Raw genomic sequence first — 18,952 nt, forward strand, 5'->3', positions numbered from 1 at the left:
CCCACAGGGTCGGTGTATTGCTTGAAAATCGCCGTCAGGAACATGAAGCTTTTGTCATGGAACTCAATGCCCTGCGACTGAATGTCGCGGTTTCTGCGGGCTCCAGCGCTGTTGCAGATTTCGCAAGAATACATTGCACGAATCGGGCGTTTACTTAGCAGGCTAACAAAATCTATAACAGAGTCCTGCACACGCCTTGCTGCAGATAACTTGAGATTTGGAGCTAGCAGATGACTGTAAAAGTAACTGAACGCGACGATTCACACATGTCCCATGAAGGCGTAGCCGCCGGCGTACGGATCTGGGATGTGCATCAACAAGACTTGCTGGTCGGCATGTTCCACAACGAGATCGACGCCCACAACTACAAGGCCGAACTGGAACTGCAGGAACAGCAGCGGGATCGGAAATCCGCCTGAAACAAAACCACAGCATTGAAAACGACAAACCCCGCCATGAGCGGGGTTTGTCGTTTTGGGGATTTCAGGGCCGCTTCGCAGCCCGGCGGAACCCGATTACCACATCAGATCATCAGGGATCACGTAGGCCGCGTACGGATCGTCCTCGGCATTGACCTCTTCGACCTTTTCGTTGAGCTGGACGATGCGCTGTGGATCGCGCTCCTGAATCTTCAGGGCCGCCTCACGAGGAATCACTTCGTAACCGCCAGCGTGGTGCACGATCGCCAGCGAGCCGCTGCTGAGCTTGTTGCGCATCAGCGTGTTGACCGAGATGCGCTTGACCTTCTTGTCGTCGACGAAGTTGTAGTAGTCCTCGGTCGTCAGCTTCGGCAGACGCGAGACCTCGATCAACTGCTTGACCTGCGCGGCGCGGGCCTTGGCTTCCGCCTTCTCCTGCTGCTGGCGGTTCAGCTCCTGGTCGCGCTTGACCTTCTCGGCCATGGCTTCCTGGGCAGCACGCTGCTGGGAGTCGTCCAGTTCGATCTGACCTTTGTGGGCCAGGCGCTGTTGTTTCTGTTTGTCTTTGCTGACCTGCTTGGCCTGCTTTTGGTTGACCAGTCCTGCCTTGAGCAACTGGTCGCGAAGGGAAAGGCTCATTGATGCTTACTCACTTGGGCAACGGCTCAGCCACAGCTGGGCGAATTCTTTTCCTGACGTTTGGCTTCGCCCCACAGGGCGTCCAACTCTTCGAGGGTGCAATCTTCCATGGGGCGGTGGGTATCGCGCAATGCCTGTTCGATAAAACGGAAACGTCGTTCGAACTTGGCGTTGGCGCCACGCAATGCGGTTTCCGGATCGACCTTCAGGTGCCGGGCCAGATTGACCACCGAAAACAGCAGATCACCGATCTCGTCGGCCACCGCTTGCGGGTCATTTTCGGACATGGCTTCGAGCACTTCATCGAGCTCTTCACGGACCTTGTCCAGCACCGGCAAGGCATCCGGCCAGTCGAAACCGACCTGACCTGCGCGCTTCTGCAACTTGGCCGAGCGGGATAATGCCGGCAACGCAGCAGGCACATCGTCGAGCAGTGACAGTTGTTGCGGCTCGGTGGATTTCTCGGCGCGCTCCTCGGCCTTGATTTCCTCCCAGCGCTGCTTGACCTGCTCTTCACTCAGACGCGGCACGTCCAGCGACGCATACAGATCGCCAGTGGGGAACACATGCGGATGACGACGGATCAGTTTGCGGGTGATGCCGTCGACCACGCCGGCGAATTCGAATCGCCCTTCTTCCCGGGCCAACTGGCTGTAATACACCACCTGAAACAGCAGATCGCCCAACTCCCCCTGCAAGTGATCGAAGTCGCCGCGCTCGATGGCGTCGGCGACTTCGTAGGCCTCTTCAAGGGTGTGTGGAACGATGGTCGCGTAAGTCTGCCTGATATCCCACGGGCAACCATACTGCGGGTCACGCAGACGGTTCATCAGGTGCAGCAGGTCGTCAAGGCTGTAGGTCGGTTTCATGGAGTCCGGTTACGCCGCGTTTCGATAATGTTCGGCAACTGGGAAATCCGCCCCAGCAATCGCCCCAGCGCGTCCAGACCCGGAATCTCGATGGTCAGGGACATCAGCGCGGTGTTGTCTTCCTTGTTCGAGCGGGTGTTGACCGCCAGCACGTTGATCCGCTCGTTGAGCAGCACCTGCGAGACGTCACGCAGCAGACCGGAACGATCGTAGGCGCGGATGACGATGTCCACCGGATAGGTGAGCACCGGCACCGGGCCCCAACTGACCTGGATGATCCGCTCCGGCTCGCGCCCGGCCAGTTGCAACACCGAGGCGCAATCCTGGCGGTGAATGCTCACGCCACGGCCCTGGGTGATGTAACCGACGATCGCATCGCCCGGCAACGGCTGGCAGCAGCCGGCCATCTGGGTCATCAGGTTGCCGACGCCCTGGATCTGAATGTCGCCGCGCTTGCCCGGTTTGTAGCCGGTGGCCTTGCGCGGAATCAGCTCCAACTGTTCGTTGCCGCGTTCAGGCTCGACCAGTTGTTGCGCCAGATTGACCAGCTGCGCCAGACGCAGGTCGCCGGCGCCGAGGGCGGCGAACATGTCTTCGGCGGTTTTCATGTTGGCCTTGTCGGCCAGCTTGTCGAAATCCACCGCCGGCAGGCCGAGGCGATTGAGCTCGCGCTCGAGCAGGGTCTTGCCCGCCGCGACGTTCTGGTCGCGCGCCTGCAACTTGAACCAGTGCACGATCTTCGCCCGCGCCCGGGACGTGGTGACGTAGCCCAGGTTCGGGTTCAGCCAGTCGCGGCTCGGAGTGCCGTGCTTGCTGGTGATGATCTCGACCTGTTCACCGGTCTGCAGGCTGTAGTTGAGCGGAACGATGCGCCCGTTGATCTTCGCGCCACGGCAGTTGTGGCCGATTTCGGTGTGTACGCGGTAGGCGAAGTCCAGCGGCGTCGCGCCCTTCGGCAAGTCGATGGCGTGACCGTCCGGGGTGAAGATGTAGACCCGGTCCGGCTCGATATCGACCCGCAGCTGTTCGGCGAGACCACCGATGTCGCCCAGCTCCTCGTGCCACTCGAGGACCTGACGCAGCCAGGAGATTTTCTCTTCGTAGTGATTGGAGCCGGACTTGACGTCGGTGCCCTTGTAGCGCCAGTGCGCGCAGACACCGAGTTCGGCCTCTTCGTGCATCGAATGGGTCCGTATCTGGACTTCCAGCACCTTGCCTTCCGGGCCGATTACCGCCGTGTGCAGCGAGCGGTAGCCGTTCTCTTTCGGGTTGGCGATGTAGTCGTCGAACTCTTTCGGGATGTGCCGCCACAGGGTGTGGACGATACCGAGCGCGGTGTAGCAGTCGCGCATTTCCGGCACCAGCACGCGCACCGCACGCACGTCGTAGATCTGGCTGAACTCCAGACCCTTGCGCTGCATTTTGCGCCAGATCGAATAGATGTGTTTGGCCCGGCCGCTGATGTCGGCTTCGACGCCGGTGGCCTGCAGTTCGTCCTTGAGCTGGGTCATCACGTCGGCGATGAAACGCTCGCGGTCGAGCCGCCGCTCATGCAGCAGCTTGGCAATCTGTTTGTATTGATCGGGCTCCAGGTAACGGAAGGACAGGTCCTCCAGTTCCCATTTGATATGACCGATGCCGAGTCGATGCGCGAGCGGCGCATAGATGTCGAACACTTCCCGAGCGACCCGGTTACGTTTTTCGTCGTCGGCGGTTTTCACCGCGCGGATCGCACAGGTGCGTTCGGCGAGCTTGATCAGCGCGACACGCACGTCGTCGACCATCGCCACCAGCATCTTGCGCAGGTTTTCCACCTGGCCCTGGGTGCCAAGCACCATCGACTGGCGCGGGCTGAGGCTGGCACTGATCGCCGCCATGCGCAGCACGCCGTCGATCAGCTTGGCGACCACCGGGCCGAAGCGCTGGCTGACCGCTGCGAGTTCAATCTGACCTTCGCGTACGCCGCGATACAGAACCGCGGCAACCAGCGAATCCTGATCGAGCTTGAGGTCGGCGAGGATCTCGGCGATCTCAAGGCCCGTGCTGAAACTGCCGCTGCCTTCGGACCAGAGATTCTTCGCGGCATTGGATTGCTGCTCGGCCTGGCGAGCGTACTCGCAGGCCTCTTTCAAGGCTTCGCGATCCAGTGCCAGATCGACACTGACCGCGTGATCGAGCCAAGCCTCGAGATTGATACTGCCGTCAGTGTTGATCGGCTGGTGTGCTCTCACCTGTACCATCTTGCTTTACCTTCCCTACGACGCAGATTCAATGCGTCAAATCACTGACCGTCAATGCCCGTTCGCGCTCGCGGGGCCAAGGCGAGCGCTACGGACGACCAGTCGGATCAGACGAGCCATCCTGGCTCGCTTCAAATAACGCCATGGCCTCGACATGTGCCGTCTGAGGAAACATATCGAGAATCCCGGCACGTTTTAACCGGTAGCCCTGCTTGATCAATTCGACCGTATCGCGCGCCAGAGTTGCAGGGTTGCACGACACGTACACCAACCGTTTGGCGCCCAAGGCCGCCAGCTTGCGCACCACCTCGAAAGCACCGTCGCGCGGTGGGTCCAAGAGTACCGCAGAAAAGCCGTTTCCGATCCACTGGGCATCGGTCAAAGGCTGGGATAAATCGGCCTGAAAAAACTTTGTGTTATGCAAATTGTTGCTAGCGGCATTGGCCGCCGCGCGATCGACCATGGTCTGCACGCCTTCGACCGCCACCACTTCACGCGCAGCTTTTGCCAGCGGCAGGGCAAAGTTGCCCAGACCGCAGAACAGGTCGAGCACGCGCTCATCGCTCGTCGGTTTCAACCAGTCCAGCGCCTGGGCGACCATGGCCTCGTTGACCCCGGCGTTGACCTGGATGAAATCTCCCGGCCGATAGGCCAGTTGCAGGTCCCATTGTTCCAGGCGGTAACCGAGCGACTGTGCATCATCCACCGGCTGCGGTTCGCCTTCGCCATGCAGCCAGAGCTGCGCTTCATGGAATGCGCAGAAATCCTTGAGGATCGTCAGGTCGGCCTCGGACAGCGGCGCCATGTGACGCAGCAGGACGGCGAGTGACGAGCCGCTGAACAGTTCGACATGCCCCAGCGCCTGAGGCTTGCTCAAGCGCCGCAGCATCTCCGGCAAGCGGGTCATGATCGGCTGCAAGGGCTGTACCAGCACCGGGCATTCGCTGATCGCGACGATGTCCTGACTGCCGGCGGCACGGAAACCGACTTCAAGCTGTTTGGCCTTGCTGTCCCAGCGCACGGCGATCCGGGCGCGACGACGGTAGCCGAATTCGGGACCGGTCAACGGCGCCGCCCACTCCTCGGGCTCGGCACCGGCGACTCGCGACAACTGCTCGGCGAGCATGCGCTGTTTCAGGGCAAGCTGTTCGTTGTGGGGCAGATGCTGAACGCTGCAACCACCGCAACGTCCGGCATGCTGACAAGGTGCGGGACGACGCAATTGACTGGCGCTGAACACGCGCTCGGTACGCGCCTCGACCACTTTGCCGTGGGCGCCGAGCACTCGGGCTTCGACTTCTTCACCGGCGAGGGCGCCGAGGACGAACCAGGTCTTGCCTTCAAAAAACGCGATGCCGCGACCGTCATTGGCCAGGCGCTCGATGCTCAGACGCTGTTTTTTGCCGGTCGGGATTGGCGCGGCCTTGCTGCCGCCGGTGGGCTGGAAGCGCAGGCCTCTCTCATGCTTGGCCATCAGTTGGGCGCGTCGAAAATGCCGGTCGACAGGTAACGGTCGCCACGGTCGCAGATGATCGCGACGATCACCGCGTTTTCAACTTCTTTGGACAGGCGCAGCATCGCTGCCACCGCACCGCCCGAGGACACGCCACAGAAGATGCCTTCTTCGCGGGCCAGACGCCGGGTGACGTCCTCGGCTTCGCTTTGCGCCATGTCGACGATGCGGTCAACGCGGTCGGCCTGGTAGATCTTCGGCAGGTATTCCTGCGGCCAGCGGCGGATGCCGGGAATGGCCGAACCTTCCATCGGTTGCAGGCCGACGATCTGCACGTTGTCGTTCTGCTCCTTGAGGTAGCGCGACACGCCCATGATGGTGCCGGTGGTGCCCATGGAGCTGACGAAATGAGTAATGGAGCCTTGGGTCTGACGCCAGATTTCCGGGCCGGTGGTGGTGTAGTGCGCTTCAGGATTGTCGCCGTTGGCGAACTGATCCAGCACCTTGCCACGGCCTTCGGCTTCCATCCGCTGGGCGAGATCGCGAGCGCCTTCCATGCCCTCTTCCTGGCTGACCAGAATCAGCTGCGCGCCGTAAGCGGTCATCGCCGCCTTACGCTCGGCGCTGGAGTTGTCCGGCATGATCAGGATCATCTTGTAACCCTTGATCGCGGCGGCCATCGCCAGGGCGATCCCGGTGTTGCCCGAGGTCGCTTCGATCAGCGTATCGCCTTCGTGGATCTGCCCGCGCAACTCGGCACGGGTGATCATCGACAGCGCCGGACGATCCTTGACCGAACCCGCCGGGTTGTTCCCTTCGAGCTTGAGCAAAAGGGTGTTGCTGGTGACACCGGGCAGGCGCTGCAAACGCACCAGCGGCGTGTTGCCGACGCAATCGGCGATGGTTGGGTACTGCAAGGTCATGGCGTTTTTCGCAATCCGGACAGCGGGGGCGCCTATCATACCGGCAAACCTGCGCAGGCCATATCACGCAAAGTGTGGTGCTTATGGTTTCTTGGAATAAGCAATAAAAGTCGCGCCAGTGGTGCGACTTTTAAATAGTGTCAGCAGCGCTGACACTTTCTTGTGCAGCTCAAACGATCTGCGGGCGGCTCATGTCCACTGTGGCAGCTGGCTTGCCAGCGAAAACGTCAGGACTGACAGCACTGTCATCCGCCACCAACCGCAGATTCAGTCGCAATCCCGATGGCCCGTTCTCGGCCCACAGGGTTCCGCCCTGGCGTTGCACCGCGTTCCTCGCGATGCTCAGCCCCAACCCAAAACCACCGTCCCCCGGCCGCGAGCCATCGAGTCGGATGAAGGGCGAGAAGATCCGCTCAAGGTCCGCTTCGGCCACGCCGCCGCCCTCGTCCTCCAGCCACAGGTGCCAGTAATCGCCATCCCGTCGACCGTCGAGCCGCACGATGCCGCCCGGTGGCGAATGTCGAATCGCATTGCGCAGAATGTTTTCCAGTGCCTGGGCCAGGGTGTTGAGATTGCCGCGCACCCAGCATGAGGCCTCCACCCCGCACTGCAACTGCCCCATCGGACAGCAGCTTTCGTAGCAGGCGTTTTCCGTGAGCATTTCCCACAGTGCCTGAATCTGGATCGCTTCGTCCGGCAACGGCGCGCGTTCGGTGTCGAGCCAGGCCAGTTGCAGGGTGTCCTCCACCAATCGCTGCATCACGTCGACTTCGCGACCGATACGTTCGCGCAGCGGTTGCAGCTGCTGCTCGCTTTCGCTGGCGACCCGCAACCGACTCAGGGGCGTGCGCAGTTCGTGGGACAGGTCGCGCAACAGTTGCTGTTGCAGGGCCACGGTGGATTGCAGGCGTTCGGACATCGAGTCGAAAGCACGGGCCAGTTCGCCAAGCTCATCGGGGCGCTGGGTGATGCCGCTCGACAACCGCACATTCAATTGATCGGCACGCCAGGCATTGGCCTGCTCGCGCAGATTGTTCAGCGGCACCACCAGCAGGCGATACAGGCCGACGCACAGCAGCAAGGTGAACAGACCTGGAATCACGCCGTTGGTGATGACGCGCCAGAAGACCCGGTATTTGCCCGGCAGAAATCGCTCGGGCAACTCGATCACCAGACTGCCGGCGGTCGCGTCAGTGGGAAATGGAACCCGCAGCCACGGCCGGCCCTTTTTGTGAATCGGCCAGTCAAGGCCACGCAGGAAGGTCAGGCGTTGAAGCTCTTGAGCGTTCAACGGTTGACTGCCCAGCGACTGCAGGTTGCCGCCGATCACGCCGACCCAGCCGGCTTCGCGCAACTCCATGCTCTGTAACCAGCTATCGATGCCATCGCGCCCGCCCTGCTGCCATGCGCGCTCGGCCTCGGCGGCATAACGGCTCAACGTGCGACGGGCGTCGTCGGAGAGGAACTGGTTGCGCTGCTCCATGTACCGGCCCCAGGACCAGCTCAGCCAGATCATCAACAGACAGAACGCCACCAACAGGCAGGCGAGTTTCCAGAACAGCGAGTGCCGGCCCGGCAGGTCAGACACTTTCATCGATGGCACTCAGGACGTAACCCTTGCCCCACACCGTGCGCACTTCCCGCTCGGTGTAGCCGACCGACTTGAGTTTGCGGCGGATCTGGCTGATGTGCATGTCGAGGCTGCGGTCGTGGGCCGCATAGCCGCGTTGCAGAACGTGCTGATAAAGGAAGGCCTTGCTCAGCACTTCCTCGTCGTTGCGGTTGAGGGTTTCCAGCAGCCGGTATTCGCTGCGGGTCAGACCGGCCGGTTGATTACGGTAGAACACATCGCACTGCTCGTCGTCGAAACGCAGTCCGCCGACCGGCACCACCGGAGCGATGGCCGCCGGACGACGGTCGAGGGCGACCCGGCGCAGGATCGCTTCGATCCGCACATGCAGCTCGGCCATGCTGAAGGGTTTGGGTAGGTAGTCGTCGGCGCCGAGGCGGAAACCGCTGATACGGTCGGCCTCGGCACCCAGCGCCGACATCAGCAGCACCGGCGTGGAATGGCTCTGACGCAGTTGAGTCAGGACATTCAATCCATCCAGCCCTGGCAACAGAATGTCCATCAACACCACATCGAACGGCTGGCGCCGGGCAATGCTCAGGCCTTCGCTGCCGTTCTGGCACCAGGTCACCTGGAAGCCGCTGCGGCCCAGTTGTTCATGGACATAGGCACCGAGGACGGGATCGTCTTCGATGGAAAGAATGCGGGGTTGGGCAATAGAGACAGGAGTCATGACTATCTGCAAATAATTCTCAGTTGGGCGATTATTCAAGATTGCCCGGCGCCCGGCAACCCAAGCTTGACCTGTCGGACAGATGACCGGCCTGAGAGTGAACAATGACGACATCATTTTTCCCAAGATTGCCCGCAAGCAAATCGCTACACTGCGCCGATACCGCGTGCCGGACGCACGTGTGAGTCAACGATCAGCGGGATGCAGGAGAAAGGCGTGCTCAAGAAACTGGGAATCAAAGGTCGCGTATTGTTGCTGACCCTGTTGCCGACCAGCCTGATGGCACTGGTGCTGGGCGGGTACTTCACCTGGACGCAGCAATCCGACCTGCAAGCTCAACTGATGCAGCGCGGCGAAATGATCGCCGAGCAACTGGCTCCGCTGGTGGCACCGGCCATGGGCCACGGCGATGCCGAACTGCTCGAGCGCATCGCCACCCAGTCCCTCGAACAACCGGACGTGCGCGCCGTGACCTTCCTCGCGCCCGACCGCTCTCCTCTCGCCCACGCCGGCCCGACCATGCTCAATCAGGCGCCGAGCGGTGACAGCGCGCACCTGCTGCGACGCAGCGGCAACGATGCCACCCGCTATCTGCTGCCGGTCTTCGGCAAACACCGCAACCTCGCCGGCGAGTTGATCCCGCAAGAATCCGACCGCCTGCTCGGCTGGGTTGAACTGGAGCTGTCGCACAACGGCATGTTGTTGCGCGGCTACCGAAGCCTGTTCGCCAGTCTGTTGCTGATTGGTGCGGGGCTGGCCGGCGCCGCGCTGCTGGCCTTGCGCATGGGCCGCACGATCAACCGACCGCTGAGCCAGATCAAACAGGCCGTCGCCCAGCTCAAGGACGGTCATCTGGAAACCCGCCTGCCACCGCTGGGCAGTCAGGAACTGGATGAACTGGCGTCCGGCATCAACCGCATGGCCGGCACCCTGCAGAACGCCCGGGAAGAATTGCAGCACAGCGTCGATCAGGCCACCGAAGACGTGCGCCAGAACCTGGAAACCATCGAGATCCAGAACATCGAGCTGGACCTGGCCCGTAAAGAAGCGCTGGAAGCGAGCCGGATCAAATCCGAATTCCTCGCCAACATGAGCCACGAGATCCGCACGCCGCTCAACGGCATTCTGGGTTTCACCCACCTGTTGCAGAAAAGCGAACTGACCCCGCGCCAGCTCGACTACCTGGGCACCATCGAAAAATCCGCCGACAGCCTGCTGGGGATCATCAACGAGATCCTCGATTTCTCGAAGATCGAGGCCGGCAAACTGGTGCTCGACCATATTCCGTTCAACCTGCGCGACCTGTTGCAGGACACCCTGACCATCCTCGCCCCCGCCGCGCACGCCAAGCAGCTGGAACTGGTGAGTCTGGTTTACCGCGATACGCCGCTGTCGCTGGTCGGTGATCCGTTGCGGCTCAAGCAGATCCTGACCAACCTTGTGAGTAACGCGATCAAGTTCACCCGCGAAGGCACCATCGTCGCCCGCGCCATGCTCGAAGAAGAAAACGACGACAGCGTGCAGTTGCGCATCAGCATTCAGGACACCGGCATCGGCCTGTCGAACCAGGATGTGCGCGCGTTGTTCCAGGCCTTCAGCCAAGCTGACAACTCACTGTCGCGCCAACCCGGCGGCACGGGTCTGGGGCTGGTGATTTCCAAGCGCCTGATCGAACAGATGGGCGGCGAAATCGGCGTCGACAGCACGCCGGGTGAAGGTTCGGAATTCTGGATCAGCCTGAACCTGCCCAAGACCCGCGACGATGCTGAAGACCTGCCCGCCGCGCCGTTGCTCGGGCGCCGGGTGGCGGTGCTGGAAAATCACGAACTGGCGCGTCAGGCCCTGCAGCATCAACTGGAAGACTGCGGCCTCGATGTCACGCCGTTCAACACGTTGGAAAGCCTGACCAATGGCGTTACCGGCGCCCATCAGACCGATCAGGCCATCGATCTGGCGGTGCTCGGCATCACCAGCAACGACATGCCGCCGGAGCGCCTCAACCAGCACATCTGGGACCTTGAGCACCTCGGTTGCCGGGTGCTGGTGTTATGCCCGACCACCGAGCTGACGCTCTATCACCTTTCGGTGCCCAACCCTCACAGTCAGTTGCAATCGAAACCGGCCTGCACCCGCAAACTGCGCCGGGCCTTGTCGGACATGGTCAACCCGCGCCAGCAGCGCAGCGAACCGGGCGAACCGTTGTCGAGCCGCGCGCCGAAAGTGCTGTGCGTCGACGACAACCCGGCCAACCTGTTGCTGGTGCAGACGCTGCTCGAAGACATGGGCGCCAAGGTGCTGGCCGTGGAAAGCGGTTATGCCGCAGTCAAGGCGGTGCAGAACGAAACCTTCGATCTGGTGCTGATGGACGTGCAGATGCCCGGCATGGACGGACGCCAGAGCACCGAAACGATTCGCCAGTGGGAAAGCGAGCGGCACTGCACGCCGCTGCCGATCGTCGCCCTCACCGCCCACGCCATGGCCAATGAAAAACGCGCGCTGCTGCAAAGCGGCATGGACGACTACCTGACCAAGCCGATCAGCGAGCGGCAACTGGCGCAGGTGGTGCTGAAGTGGACCGGCCTGGCGCTGCGCAATCAGGCGCCGGACCGGGGCGGTGAAAGCCTGCTGGGCAATCAGGAACTGCCGATTCTCGATCACGAGGAAGGTTTGCGCCTGGCTGCCGGCAAGGCGGATCTGGCGGCGGACATGCTGGCGATGCTGCTGGCTTCGCTTGAAGCCGACCGCGAAGCCATCCGCACCGCCCGCGACCATCAGGATCAAAACGGTCTGCTCGAACGGGTGCACCGCCTGCATGGCGCCACTCGCTACTGCGGTGTGCCGCAATTGCGCGCCGCCTGCCAGCGCAGCGAAACCCTGCTCAAGCAGCAGGACCCCAAGGCCTCGACCGCGCTGGACGAGCTGGAACGGGCGATCAATCGTCTGGCAGCCCAGGCGAAGATCAGCGCCTGATCCACGGCAATGCCGGTCAACGCCGACGCGGCTACAGTTGTCGCGGGTGAATTGCGCCCGCGTCGATGCTCCAGGAGGATTTCATGCGCACGATCGTTTTCAGCAGCCAGACCTACGACCGCGACAGTTTCCTCGCCGCCGACTGCCCGGCCGGGATCGAACTGCACTTCCAGCCGGCCCGGCTCAGCCTCGATACCGCAGCGCTGGCCGAACATCACGAGGTGGTCTGCGCCTTCATCAACGATGACCTGAGCGCGCCGGTGCTGGAACGTCTGGCGGCCGGCGGCACTCGCCTTATCGCCTTGCGTTCGGCCGGCTACAACCACGTGGATCTGACCGTCGCCAAACGTCTGGGGCTGGCCGTCGTGCGTGTACCAGCCTACTCGCCCCACGCGGTGGCCGAGCATGCGGTGGCGTTGATCCTCGCCCTCAACCGGCGCCTGCATCGCGCCTACAACCGCACCCGCGAAGGCGATTTCAGCCTGCACGGTCTTACCGGTTTCGATCTGGTGGGCAAAACCGTCGGCATCGTCGGCACCGGGCAGATCGGCGCGACCTTCGCGAAAATCATGCACGGCTTTGGCTGCGAACTGCTGGCCTACGACCCTTATCCGAATCCCGCCGTCGAAGCGTTAGGCGCGCGCTACCTGAGCCTGCCGGATCTGCTGGCACAGTCGCGGATCATCAGCCTGCACTGCCCGCTCAACGAACAGAGCAAACACCTGATCAACCGCAATTCGCTGGCACACATGCAACCGGGGGCGATGCTGATCAACACCGGGCGCGGCGGTCTGGTGGACACGCCAGCGCTGATCGACGCCTTGAAGGACGGCCAGCTCGGTTATCTGGGACTGGATGTGTATGAAGAGGAAGCGCAGCTGTTTTTCGAGGACCGTTCCGACCTGCCGCTACAGGACGACGTGCTGGCGCGGCTGCTGACGTTCCCCAATGTGATCGTCACCGCGCATCAGGCGTTTCTGACCCATGAGGCGCTGGGCGCGATTGCCGCGACCACCCTGCACAACATCGCGACCTGGGCGGCGGGTGCGCCGCAGAACCAGGTCGAAGGCTGAACGATCGGACTCAGACCGGAGGCGGCGTCGGGGTAATCGCCACGCACAGGATCAACAGCGCCAGCCAGCCGAACCCCAGTAAACGCTGCTTGAGGGAGTGCCCGTTGCGCAGCAGGAACCAGACAAACACCACCGGCATCAGAAACGCCATGATCTTCAGCCAGCCTTCCACCGGGCGCGAGCCATCCGGGTTCAACACCGGCTCGACCGGCTGCGAACGACGGCGTCGCCCCGCAGCGGCCGGCATGATCTTCGGCCGCTCGGGTGCCGGCGGCGGAACATAAGCCTCGGGCACGGCCTTGTTGCGCGGCAGGCTGCCAAAGGAAATTGTCGACGTGCCCGTCCGGGCGTGCGAAGCAGGCGCCTCTGCCAGCGGGGCCCCGCAATGAATGCATGCCGTGGCTTCGGAGCTGATGCTCCGCTTGCATTCATAACATTCGATCAGCGCCATGTTCCGTTCCTTGAAAATGAAGGCGGCAGTTTGCCACGACTGCGGTGTCGATTTGAACCGGATCGAAGGTCGCACGCGCGCATCATTCTGCAATCAAGCCCGTGCTAGCATGTCGCGCATATTTGGAGGACCCATGGTCGAACACGATTTCCGCTACACCCTGATGAACCCGCAACACACCCTCACCGAATGCCGCGCCCTGGTTCCGGGCCGTTATCAGGTCACCGGCAACGGTGGCTCGATCCGCATCGGCGACGTGCTGGTCGTAACCCTCAAAGGCAGCAAGGACTTGTCCATGCGTCTGACCGTCGACACCGTCCGCCACCTGATCAACCCGCCGGGCCAATGGACTGCCATGACCACCGGCCCGGTGTTTGGTGAGCTGGCGATCCACACCTGGCAGGTCAACTGCGACAGCTGCGCCAGGGAGCTGAGCTTCGAATTCGCCGTGGACGCCAAGTTGGGCAAGCCTGCGGAAAAACCGGCCGCCACCGCACGCATCGCCGAGCTCGGCTGGAAAACCGTTGGCGACAAGCACCTGTGCCCGAAATGCCAGGAGCCGGCGTGATGAAACACCTGGCCCTGACCGCTGTTGTCGGCGCCGGCCTGATGGGTTGCGCCGCGGAGCCTGTGCAACTGCAACAGAACCGCAGCTACATTCTGGAATGGATCGGCGAGCGTCCGCTGATGGACTACAGCCACCTGACCGTGACCCTTGGCGATGATGGCCGGGCGTATGGCAATGGCGGCTGCAACCACTGGTTCGCGCCGTACACTCTGGAAGGCGACAAGCTGAGCTTCGGCAAGATCGGCAAGACCCGCAAACTCTGTGCCCCGGCGCTGATGGAGCAGGAGCAACGCTTCCTCCAGGCCCTGGAACACGTGGAACGCTGGGATATCTCGCCGATCGAGCAGATGCGTTTCTGGCCGGCTGAAGGCAAGCCGTTGCGCTGGTGGCTGGAAGAAGGCTGATCCTTCGAATCGTTCCCACGCTCTGCGTGGGAACGATCAGCGACGATCAGCCAAGGCGAATCAGTTGGTCGCCTGCAACGCCTCAAGCTTCGCCATCACCCCCGCCGCCGTCTGCTCACCCATCAGCTGCTCCCGCACCTTGCCCTTGTTGTCGATGATGTAGGTCACCGGCAAGGCCTCACTGCGCGGCAGTTCGAACAGTTCCGACGGATCCTGCGCCAGCACCGTGAATTTGATGCCCAGTTTTTCGCTGGCGCTCTTCAGCTCTTCACCCTGCACGTTGTCGAAGTTGACCCCGAACACGCCGATTTTCTTGCCCTTGAGCTCTTCGGCCAAATGATTGAGTTCCGGGATTTCCGTGCGGCACGGGCCGCACCATTCGGCCCAGTAGTTGAGCACGACCCATTGTTTGTCGAGGCGCTCGGACGCCACTTTCTGCCCGTTCTGGTCGATGCCGTAGTCGTTACCGCAGCCCCCCAGCATCAACGCCCCGATGATCGTCAATGCCGCTGCCAGTGCCCGTGTCATGTCGTGTTCCTTGTGAAAAATTGAATGCGCCTGCGACCCATCGCCTCCCAAGGTTCTGGATTGCGCGCTGCACAGTTAGAATAGCCGCCACTCTACGCAAGAAGCGACCCGCCCATGACCGATCTGACGCTTTATCACAACCCGCGCTGCTCGAAATCCCGCGGTGCGCTCGAACTGCTCGAAGCCCGTGGCCTGACGCCGAACGTGGTGCGCTACCTCGAAACCCCGCTGGACGCCGCGCAGATCAAGGCGCTGCTCGGCAAGCTGGGAATCAGCGCACGGCAACTGTTGCGCACCGGCGAAGACGAGTACAAGACCCTGAACCTGGCCGACGCCAGTCTCACCGAGCAGCAATTGATCGAAGCCATCGCGGCGCATCCGAAGTTGATGGAGCGACCGATTCTCGAAGCCGGCGACAAAGCCATTATCGGCCGTCCACCGGAGCAGATCCTGGAGCTGCTGCCGTGAGTGCGCCGTACATTCTGGTTCTGTATTACAGCCGCAGCGGCTCGACCAACGAGATGGCCCGGCAGATCGCCCGTGGCGTCGAGCAGGCCGGTCTCGAAGCACGCCTGCGCACCGTGCCGGCGATCTCCACCGAGTGTGAAGCCGTGGCACCGGACATTCCGGATGAAGGCGCGCTGTACGCCACGCTGGATGACCTGAAGAACTGCGCCGGTCTTGCCCTCGGCAGCCCGACCCGTTTCGGCAACATGGCCGCGCCGCTCAAGTACTTCCTCGATGGCACCAGCAACCTGTGGCTGACCGGCGCGCTGGTCGGCAAGCCGGCCGGAGTGTTCACCTCCACCGCCAGCCTGCACGGTGGTCAGGAAACCACCCTGCTGTCGATGATGCTGCCGCTGCTGCACCACGGCATGCTGATCACCGGCCTGCCTTACAGCGAATCGGCGCTGCTGGAAACCCAGGGCGGCGGCACGCCTTACGGCGCCAGCCATCACGCTGGGGCCGACGGTAAAAGTGGTCTCGATCAGCACGAAGTGGCGCTGTGCCGCGCCCTCGGTGCACGTCTGGCCAAGACCGCCCAGAAGCTGGGGAACTGAGATGGCCAGAAAGCCGAAAGTCCTGCCCGCCGTCGCATGGCTGGAGCCACGGGTGCGGGCCATGCGGGTGATCAGTCTGCTGTGCTTTTTCGGCCTGGCCGGACTGCTTGCCGCTTATTACCTGGTGTTCGCCGACCTGCACGGCGCGCGGCCGTGGGTGATTCTGCTGATCGAGCTGATCCCGTGGATCGTGCTCGCACCGGGCATGATCACGGGCAGCGCACGCGGGCATTCGTGGATGTGCTTTGTGGTGAACCTGTATTTCATCAAGGGCGCGCTGGCCGCATACGACCCGAGCCGGCAGCTGTTTGGCGTGCTGGAGATGATCGCCAGTCTGGCGGTGTTCTGCTCGGCGTTGCTGTATGTGCGCTGGCGGTATCAGCTGAATCGCAAACTGGCGGGCGAAGGCGAAATCTCCGTCGCCTGACAGACCGCTATCGCTGGCAAGCCAGCTCCCACAGGTTTCTGGATCGTTCCCACGCTCCGCGTGGGAACGATCACTCTGAGCTCAATGATTGACGGTGTACGCCAGCATCATCGAGATCTGGCTCATCGGCCGTCCGCCACTCTCTTCATGCCACTGGTTGAACGCGTTCTGCACCGTCGCCAGATCCCGCAGGCTGGTGGGTGCCTTGTCGACGATCTTCTGTGCATTCAACGCCGCGACCACGTCGTAGCTCGGCACAAACGTATCCTTGCCGACCATCCGCAAAAACCGTGGCGCCGACAGCCCGCCCAATTGATGGCCGTGCTTTTTCAGGTAGGTCCACAAACCGACGATGTCGGTCACCGGCCAGTCGGCCAGCAACGCGCCGAAACTGCCCTTCTCTTTCTCGACGTCCAGAATGAATTGTGCATTGCGCGGCACGCTTTTCAGCTTGCCCAGATGACGGATGATCCGCGCATCCTGCATCAGCCGCTCAAGGTGTTCGGCACTCATCAGCACGACCTTTTCCGGGTCGAACTTGAAGAACACTTCTTCGAAGGCCGGCCACTTGGCGTCCACCAGACTGTGCTTGAGCCCGGCGCGAAATACCCGCAGGGCCATGGTCGAGAGATAACGGTCGTCGCTGATCTTGCGCAGTTGCGCCGGGGTCTTGGGAACGGGCAGATGGGCTTCCAGTTCAGCCGCCGAACCGAAGCGGTTCAGACAGTATTCGTGCAGCCACTTGTAGTCGCGCATGCCCTCTCCTAAAAAATGAATTGAAAACGGCGCCCGCGAGCGCCGTTTCTTTCGAGCGATCAGATCACTTACAGGTTCACCACATTGACGAAACGCGAAGCCGCCGTCTCGTCGATCTTCAGGCTGGTGAAGTCAAACAGGTTACGGTCGGCCAGTTGCGACGGGATCACGTTCTGCAGGCTGCGGAAAATGCTTTCGGTGCGGCCCGGGGTCTTGCGTTCCCAGTCCACCAGCATTTCCTTGACCACCTGCCGCTGCAGGTTTTCCTGGGAACCGCAAAGGTTGCACGGGATGATCGGGAATTGCTTGAAGTCCGAGTAGGCCTGGATGTCTTTCTCGTTGCAGTAGGCCAGCGGACGGATCACCACATTGCGACCATCGTCGGCGCGCAGCTTCGGCGGCATGGCCTTGAGGCTGCCGTTGAAGAACATGTTGAGGAAGAACGTCTCGACGATATCGTCGCGATGATGACCGAGGGCCATTTTGGTCGCGCCGATTTCGTCGGCGAAGGTATACAGCGTGCCGCGACGCAGGCGCGAGCACAGCGAGCAAGTGGTCTTGCCTTCCGGGATCAGCTCCTTGACTACCGAGTAGGTGTCCTTCTCGACGATGTGGTACTCGATGCCCAGCTCTTTCAGGTAGGCCGGCAGCACGTGCTCGGGGAAACCCGGCTGCTTCTGGTCCATGTTCACGGCGACAATCTCGAACTTGATCGGTGCAACCTTCTGCAGGTGCATCAGCACGTCGAGCATGGTGTAGCTGTCCTTGCCCCCGGACAGGCAGACCATGACCTTGTCGCCGTCTTCGATCATGTTGAAGTCGGTGACGGCTTCGCCCGCCAGGCGGCGCAGGCGCTTTTGCAGTTTGTTCTGGTTGACCGTAAGAGTGCCCATGACGCGAAATCCGTGAGGTGTGACGAAAGGCGGGCATTTTACGCAAAAACACTGGGCTTGTGGCCACAGGTTGTCGCCCCCTCAAATGCCTGTTTACACAGACCCCGACGCGATTACCCCGAGGTTTTACAGCGCGATTTGCTCTAAGCCCCTATCACCTGTGCGGTTAAGACCTTTCTATACTGCGACATAAGGTCGCACACAATCTGAAGACCTGTATTTGCTCGGCCGCATTGGCCCGTAGGCGCTCCGCTGGGGGGCGATGGCAATAACGAGAGGAGTGACTGGCATGATCCATCACGTAGTGGGACTTTTTACCCACCCCGATCAGGAATGGAAGGAAATCCGTGGCGACCAGGAAGAAAGCATCAGCCACATGTACCTGACGCACACGCTGATTCTGGCGGCGATCCCCGCAGTTTCGGCATTTATCGGCACCACCCAGGTCGGCTGGGTGATCGGCAACCGCGCACCGGTGATGCTCACCGTCGAAAGCGCGTTGTGGATGACGATCATGTCTTATCTGGCAATGCTCGGCGGGGTCGCGGTCATGGGTGCCTTCGTGCACTGGATGGCCCGCACCTATGACGCCAACCCGAGCCTGGCCCGTTGCGTGGCATTTGCCACCTACACCGCGACACCGCTGTTCGTCGGCGGACTGGCGGCGCTCTACCCGCACATGTGGCTGGGGATGATCGTCGGCACGGCGGCCATCTGCTACACGGTGTACCTGTTGTATGTGGGGCTGCCGACCTTCATGAATATTCCGTCCGACGAGGGTTTCCTGTTTTCCAGCTCGGTACTGGCGGTGGGTCTGGTGGTGCTGGTGGCCATCATGGCGTTCACCGTGATTGTCTGGGGACTGGGCGTAGGGCCCGTCTACACCAATTAGCAATCGGTTGATCCCGAGAAAAACAAGATCCGCCAACACAGGCCGCCGCAAGGCGGCCTTCTCGTGCCGGTTGAAAAAGAGCG

General features: G+C 61.9%; 20 protein-coding genes. 9 read left to right on the plus strand and 11 right to left on the minus strand.

Annotation, left to right across the window (positions count from 1 at the left end):
* Positions 1 to 230 precede the first annotated feature (230 nt).
* Positions 231 to 419: a hypothetical protein gene (locus ACTJK9_RS11400; protein ID WP_039772867.1), complete on the plus strand. Its 189-nt coding sequence runs from the start codon at positions 231 to 233 to the stop codon at positions 417 to 419.
* A 96-nt stretch (positions 420 to 515) separates the two neighbouring features.
* On the opposite strand, the gene ACTJK9_RS11405 is transcribed toward ACTJK9_RS11400, so the two are convergent.
* The 7 genes from ACTJK9_RS11405 to ACTJK9_RS11435 all read right to left on the minus strand — a co-directional run bounded on the left by ACTJK9_RS11405 (position 516) and on the right by ACTJK9_RS11435 (position 8,846).
* Positions 516 to 1,058, minus strand: a complete 543-nt coding sequence (locus tag ACTJK9_RS11405) for a DUF2058 domain-containing protein (protein ID WP_011335479.1) — start codon at positions 1,056 to 1,058, stop codon at positions 516 to 518.
* A 26-nt stretch (positions 1,059 to 1,084) separates the two neighbouring features.
* Complete coding sequence (gene mazG / locus ACTJK9_RS11410; protein ID WP_085610700.1) at positions 1,085 to 1,927, minus strand: nucleoside triphosphate pyrophosphohydrolase; 843 nt, start codon at positions 1,925 to 1,927, stop codon at positions 1,085 to 1,087.
* Positions 1,924 to 4,167 (minus strand): GTP diphosphokinase, encoded by a 2,244-nt coding sequence (gene relA / locus ACTJK9_RS11415; RefSeq protein WP_007957789.1) that lies wholly within the window; start codon positions 4,165 to 4,167, stop codon positions 1,924 to 1,926. The genes mazG and relA overlap by 4 nt, the downstream gene beginning before the upstream one ends.
* A gap of 88 nt (positions 4,168 to 4,255) precedes the next feature.
* The gene (gene rlmD / locus ACTJK9_RS11420) at positions 4,256 to 5,641 is read right to left on the minus strand and encodes a 23S rRNA (uracil(1939)-C(5))-methyltransferase RlmD (RefSeq protein ID WP_085610701.1); all 1,386 of its coding nucleotides are present in this window, start codon (positions 5,639 to 5,641) and stop codon (positions 4,256 to 4,258) included.
* A complete protein-coding gene (gene cysM / locus ACTJK9_RS11425) occupies positions 5,641 to 6,543 on the minus strand; it encodes a cysteine synthase CysM (protein WP_221397926.1) in 903 nt (300 codons plus the stop codon). The genes rlmD and cysM overlap by 1 nt, the downstream gene beginning before the upstream one ends.
* A gap of 169 nt (positions 6,544 to 6,712) precedes the next feature.
* Positions 6,713 to 8,137, minus strand: coding sequence for a sensor histidine kinase (locus tag ACTJK9_RS11430; RefSeq protein ID WP_221397927.1), 1,425 nt, complete (start codon positions 8,135 to 8,137; stop codon positions 6,713 to 6,715).
* Positions 8,124 to 8,846, minus strand: a complete 723-nt coding sequence (locus ACTJK9_RS11435) for a response regulator transcription factor (RefSeq protein ID WP_440813899.1) — start codon at positions 8,844 to 8,846, stop codon at positions 8,124 to 8,126. Before ACTJK9_RS11435 ends, ACTJK9_RS11430 begins: the two co-directional genes overlap by 14 nt.
* Positions 8,847 to 9,062: 216 nt before the next feature.
* On the opposite strand from ACTJK9_RS11435, the gene ACTJK9_RS11440 reads away from it, so the two are divergent.
* The gene (locus ACTJK9_RS11440) at positions 9,063 to 11,816 is read left to right on the plus strand and encodes a response regulator (protein ID WP_085610972.1); all 2,754 of its coding nucleotides are present in this window, start codon (positions 9,063 to 9,065) and stop codon (positions 11,814 to 11,816) included.
* An 83-nt stretch (positions 11,817 to 11,899) separates the two neighbouring features.
* Positions 11,900 to 12,889 carry a 2-hydroxyacid dehydrogenase gene (locus tag ACTJK9_RS11445; RefSeq protein WP_221397929.1) on the plus strand — a complete coding sequence of 330 codons (990 nt, stop codon included), beginning with the start codon at positions 11,900 to 11,902 and terminating at the stop codon, positions 12,887 to 12,889.
* 10 nt (positions 12,890 to 12,899) lie between these two features.
* On the opposite strand, the gene ACTJK9_RS11450 is transcribed toward ACTJK9_RS11445, so the two are convergent.
* Positions 12,900 to 13,340 (minus strand): hypothetical protein, encoded by a 441-nt coding sequence (locus tag ACTJK9_RS11450; RefSeq protein ID WP_440813902.1) that lies wholly within the window; start codon positions 13,338 to 13,340, stop codon positions 12,900 to 12,902.
* A gap of 133 nt (positions 13,341 to 13,473) precedes the next feature.
* Between ACTJK9_RS11450 and ACTJK9_RS11455 the strand changes: the two genes are divergently transcribed.
* Together ACTJK9_RS11455 and ACTJK9_RS11460 are read left to right on the plus strand one after the other, a co-directional pair.
* A complete protein-coding gene (locus ACTJK9_RS11455; protein WP_085610706.1) occupies positions 13,474 to 13,908 on the plus strand; it encodes a hypothetical protein in 435 nt (144 codons plus the stop codon).
* Positions 13,908 to 14,312 carry an META domain-containing protein gene (locus tag ACTJK9_RS11460; protein ID WP_039772881.1) on the plus strand — a complete coding sequence of 135 codons (405 nt, stop codon included), beginning with the start codon at positions 13,908 to 13,910 and terminating at the stop codon, positions 14,310 to 14,312. The genes ACTJK9_RS11455 and ACTJK9_RS11460 overlap by 1 nt, the downstream gene beginning before the upstream one ends.
* Before the next feature lie 60 nt (positions 14,313 to 14,372).
* Here the strand turns inward: ACTJK9_RS11460 and ACTJK9_RS11465 are convergent, their stop codons facing one another.
* Complete coding sequence (locus tag ACTJK9_RS11465; RefSeq protein WP_085610707.1) at positions 14,373 to 14,840, minus strand: TlpA disulfide reductase family protein; 468 nt, start codon at positions 14,838 to 14,840, stop codon at positions 14,373 to 14,375.
* A gap of 114 nt (positions 14,841 to 14,954) precedes the next feature.
* Here ACTJK9_RS11465 and arsC point away from each other — a divergent pair, with 114 nt between their 5' ends.
* Genes arsC through ACTJK9_RS11480 form a run of 3 tightly spaced genes read left to right on the plus strand, consistent with a single transcriptional unit; the run spans position 14,955 to position 16,328 of the window.
* Positions 14,955 to 15,308 carry an arsenate reductase (glutaredoxin) gene (gene arsC, locus ACTJK9_RS11470; protein WP_085610708.1) on the plus strand — a complete coding sequence of 118 codons (354 nt, stop codon included), beginning with the start codon at positions 14,955 to 14,957 and terminating at the stop codon, positions 15,306 to 15,308.
* Positions 15,305 to 15,901: an NAD(P)H:quinone oxidoreductase gene (gene wrbA / locus ACTJK9_RS11475; RefSeq protein ID WP_007957765.1), complete on the plus strand. Its 597-nt coding sequence runs from the start codon at positions 15,305 to 15,307 to the stop codon at positions 15,899 to 15,901. The genes arsC and wrbA overlap by 4 nt, the downstream gene beginning before the upstream one ends.
* Before the next feature lies 1 nt (position 15,902).
* Positions 15,903 to 16,328 (plus strand): DUF2069 domain-containing protein, encoded by a 426-nt coding sequence (locus ACTJK9_RS11480; RefSeq protein WP_440813906.1) that lies wholly within the window; start codon positions 15,903 to 15,905, stop codon positions 16,326 to 16,328.
* An 81-nt stretch (positions 16,329 to 16,409) separates the two neighbouring features.
* Here ACTJK9_RS11480 and ACTJK9_RS11485 read toward each other — a convergent pair whose 3' ends face one another.
* Together ACTJK9_RS11485 and ttcA are read right to left on the minus strand one after the other, a co-directional pair.
* Positions 16,410 to 17,084, minus strand: a complete 675-nt coding sequence (locus ACTJK9_RS11485; protein ID WP_039772888.1) for a DNA-3-methyladenine glycosylase I — start codon at positions 17,082 to 17,084, stop codon at positions 16,410 to 16,412.
* Positions 17,085 to 17,152: 68 nt separating this feature from the next.
* Positions 17,153 to 17,977 carry a tRNA 2-thiocytidine(32) synthetase TtcA gene (gene ttcA / locus ACTJK9_RS11490; RefSeq protein ID WP_064598661.1) on the minus strand — a complete coding sequence of 275 codons (825 nt, stop codon included), beginning with the start codon at positions 17,975 to 17,977 and terminating at the stop codon, positions 17,153 to 17,155.
* 289 nt (positions 17,978 to 18,266) lie between these two features.
* Here ttcA and ACTJK9_RS11495 point away from each other — a divergent pair, with 289 nt between their 5' ends.
* Positions 18,267 to 18,869, plus strand: coding sequence for a Yip1 family protein (locus ACTJK9_RS11495; protein ID WP_007957761.1), 603 nt, complete (start codon positions 18,267 to 18,269; stop codon positions 18,867 to 18,869).
* Positions 18,870 to 18,952 lie beyond the last annotated feature (83 nt).

This window comes from Pseudomonas sp. 22082 (genome assembly GCF_052046055.1).
In the GTDB taxonomy this organism is placed as follows: domain Bacteria; phylum Pseudomonadota; class Gammaproteobacteria; order Pseudomonadales; family Pseudomonadaceae; genus Aquipseudomonas; species Aquipseudomonas pharyngis.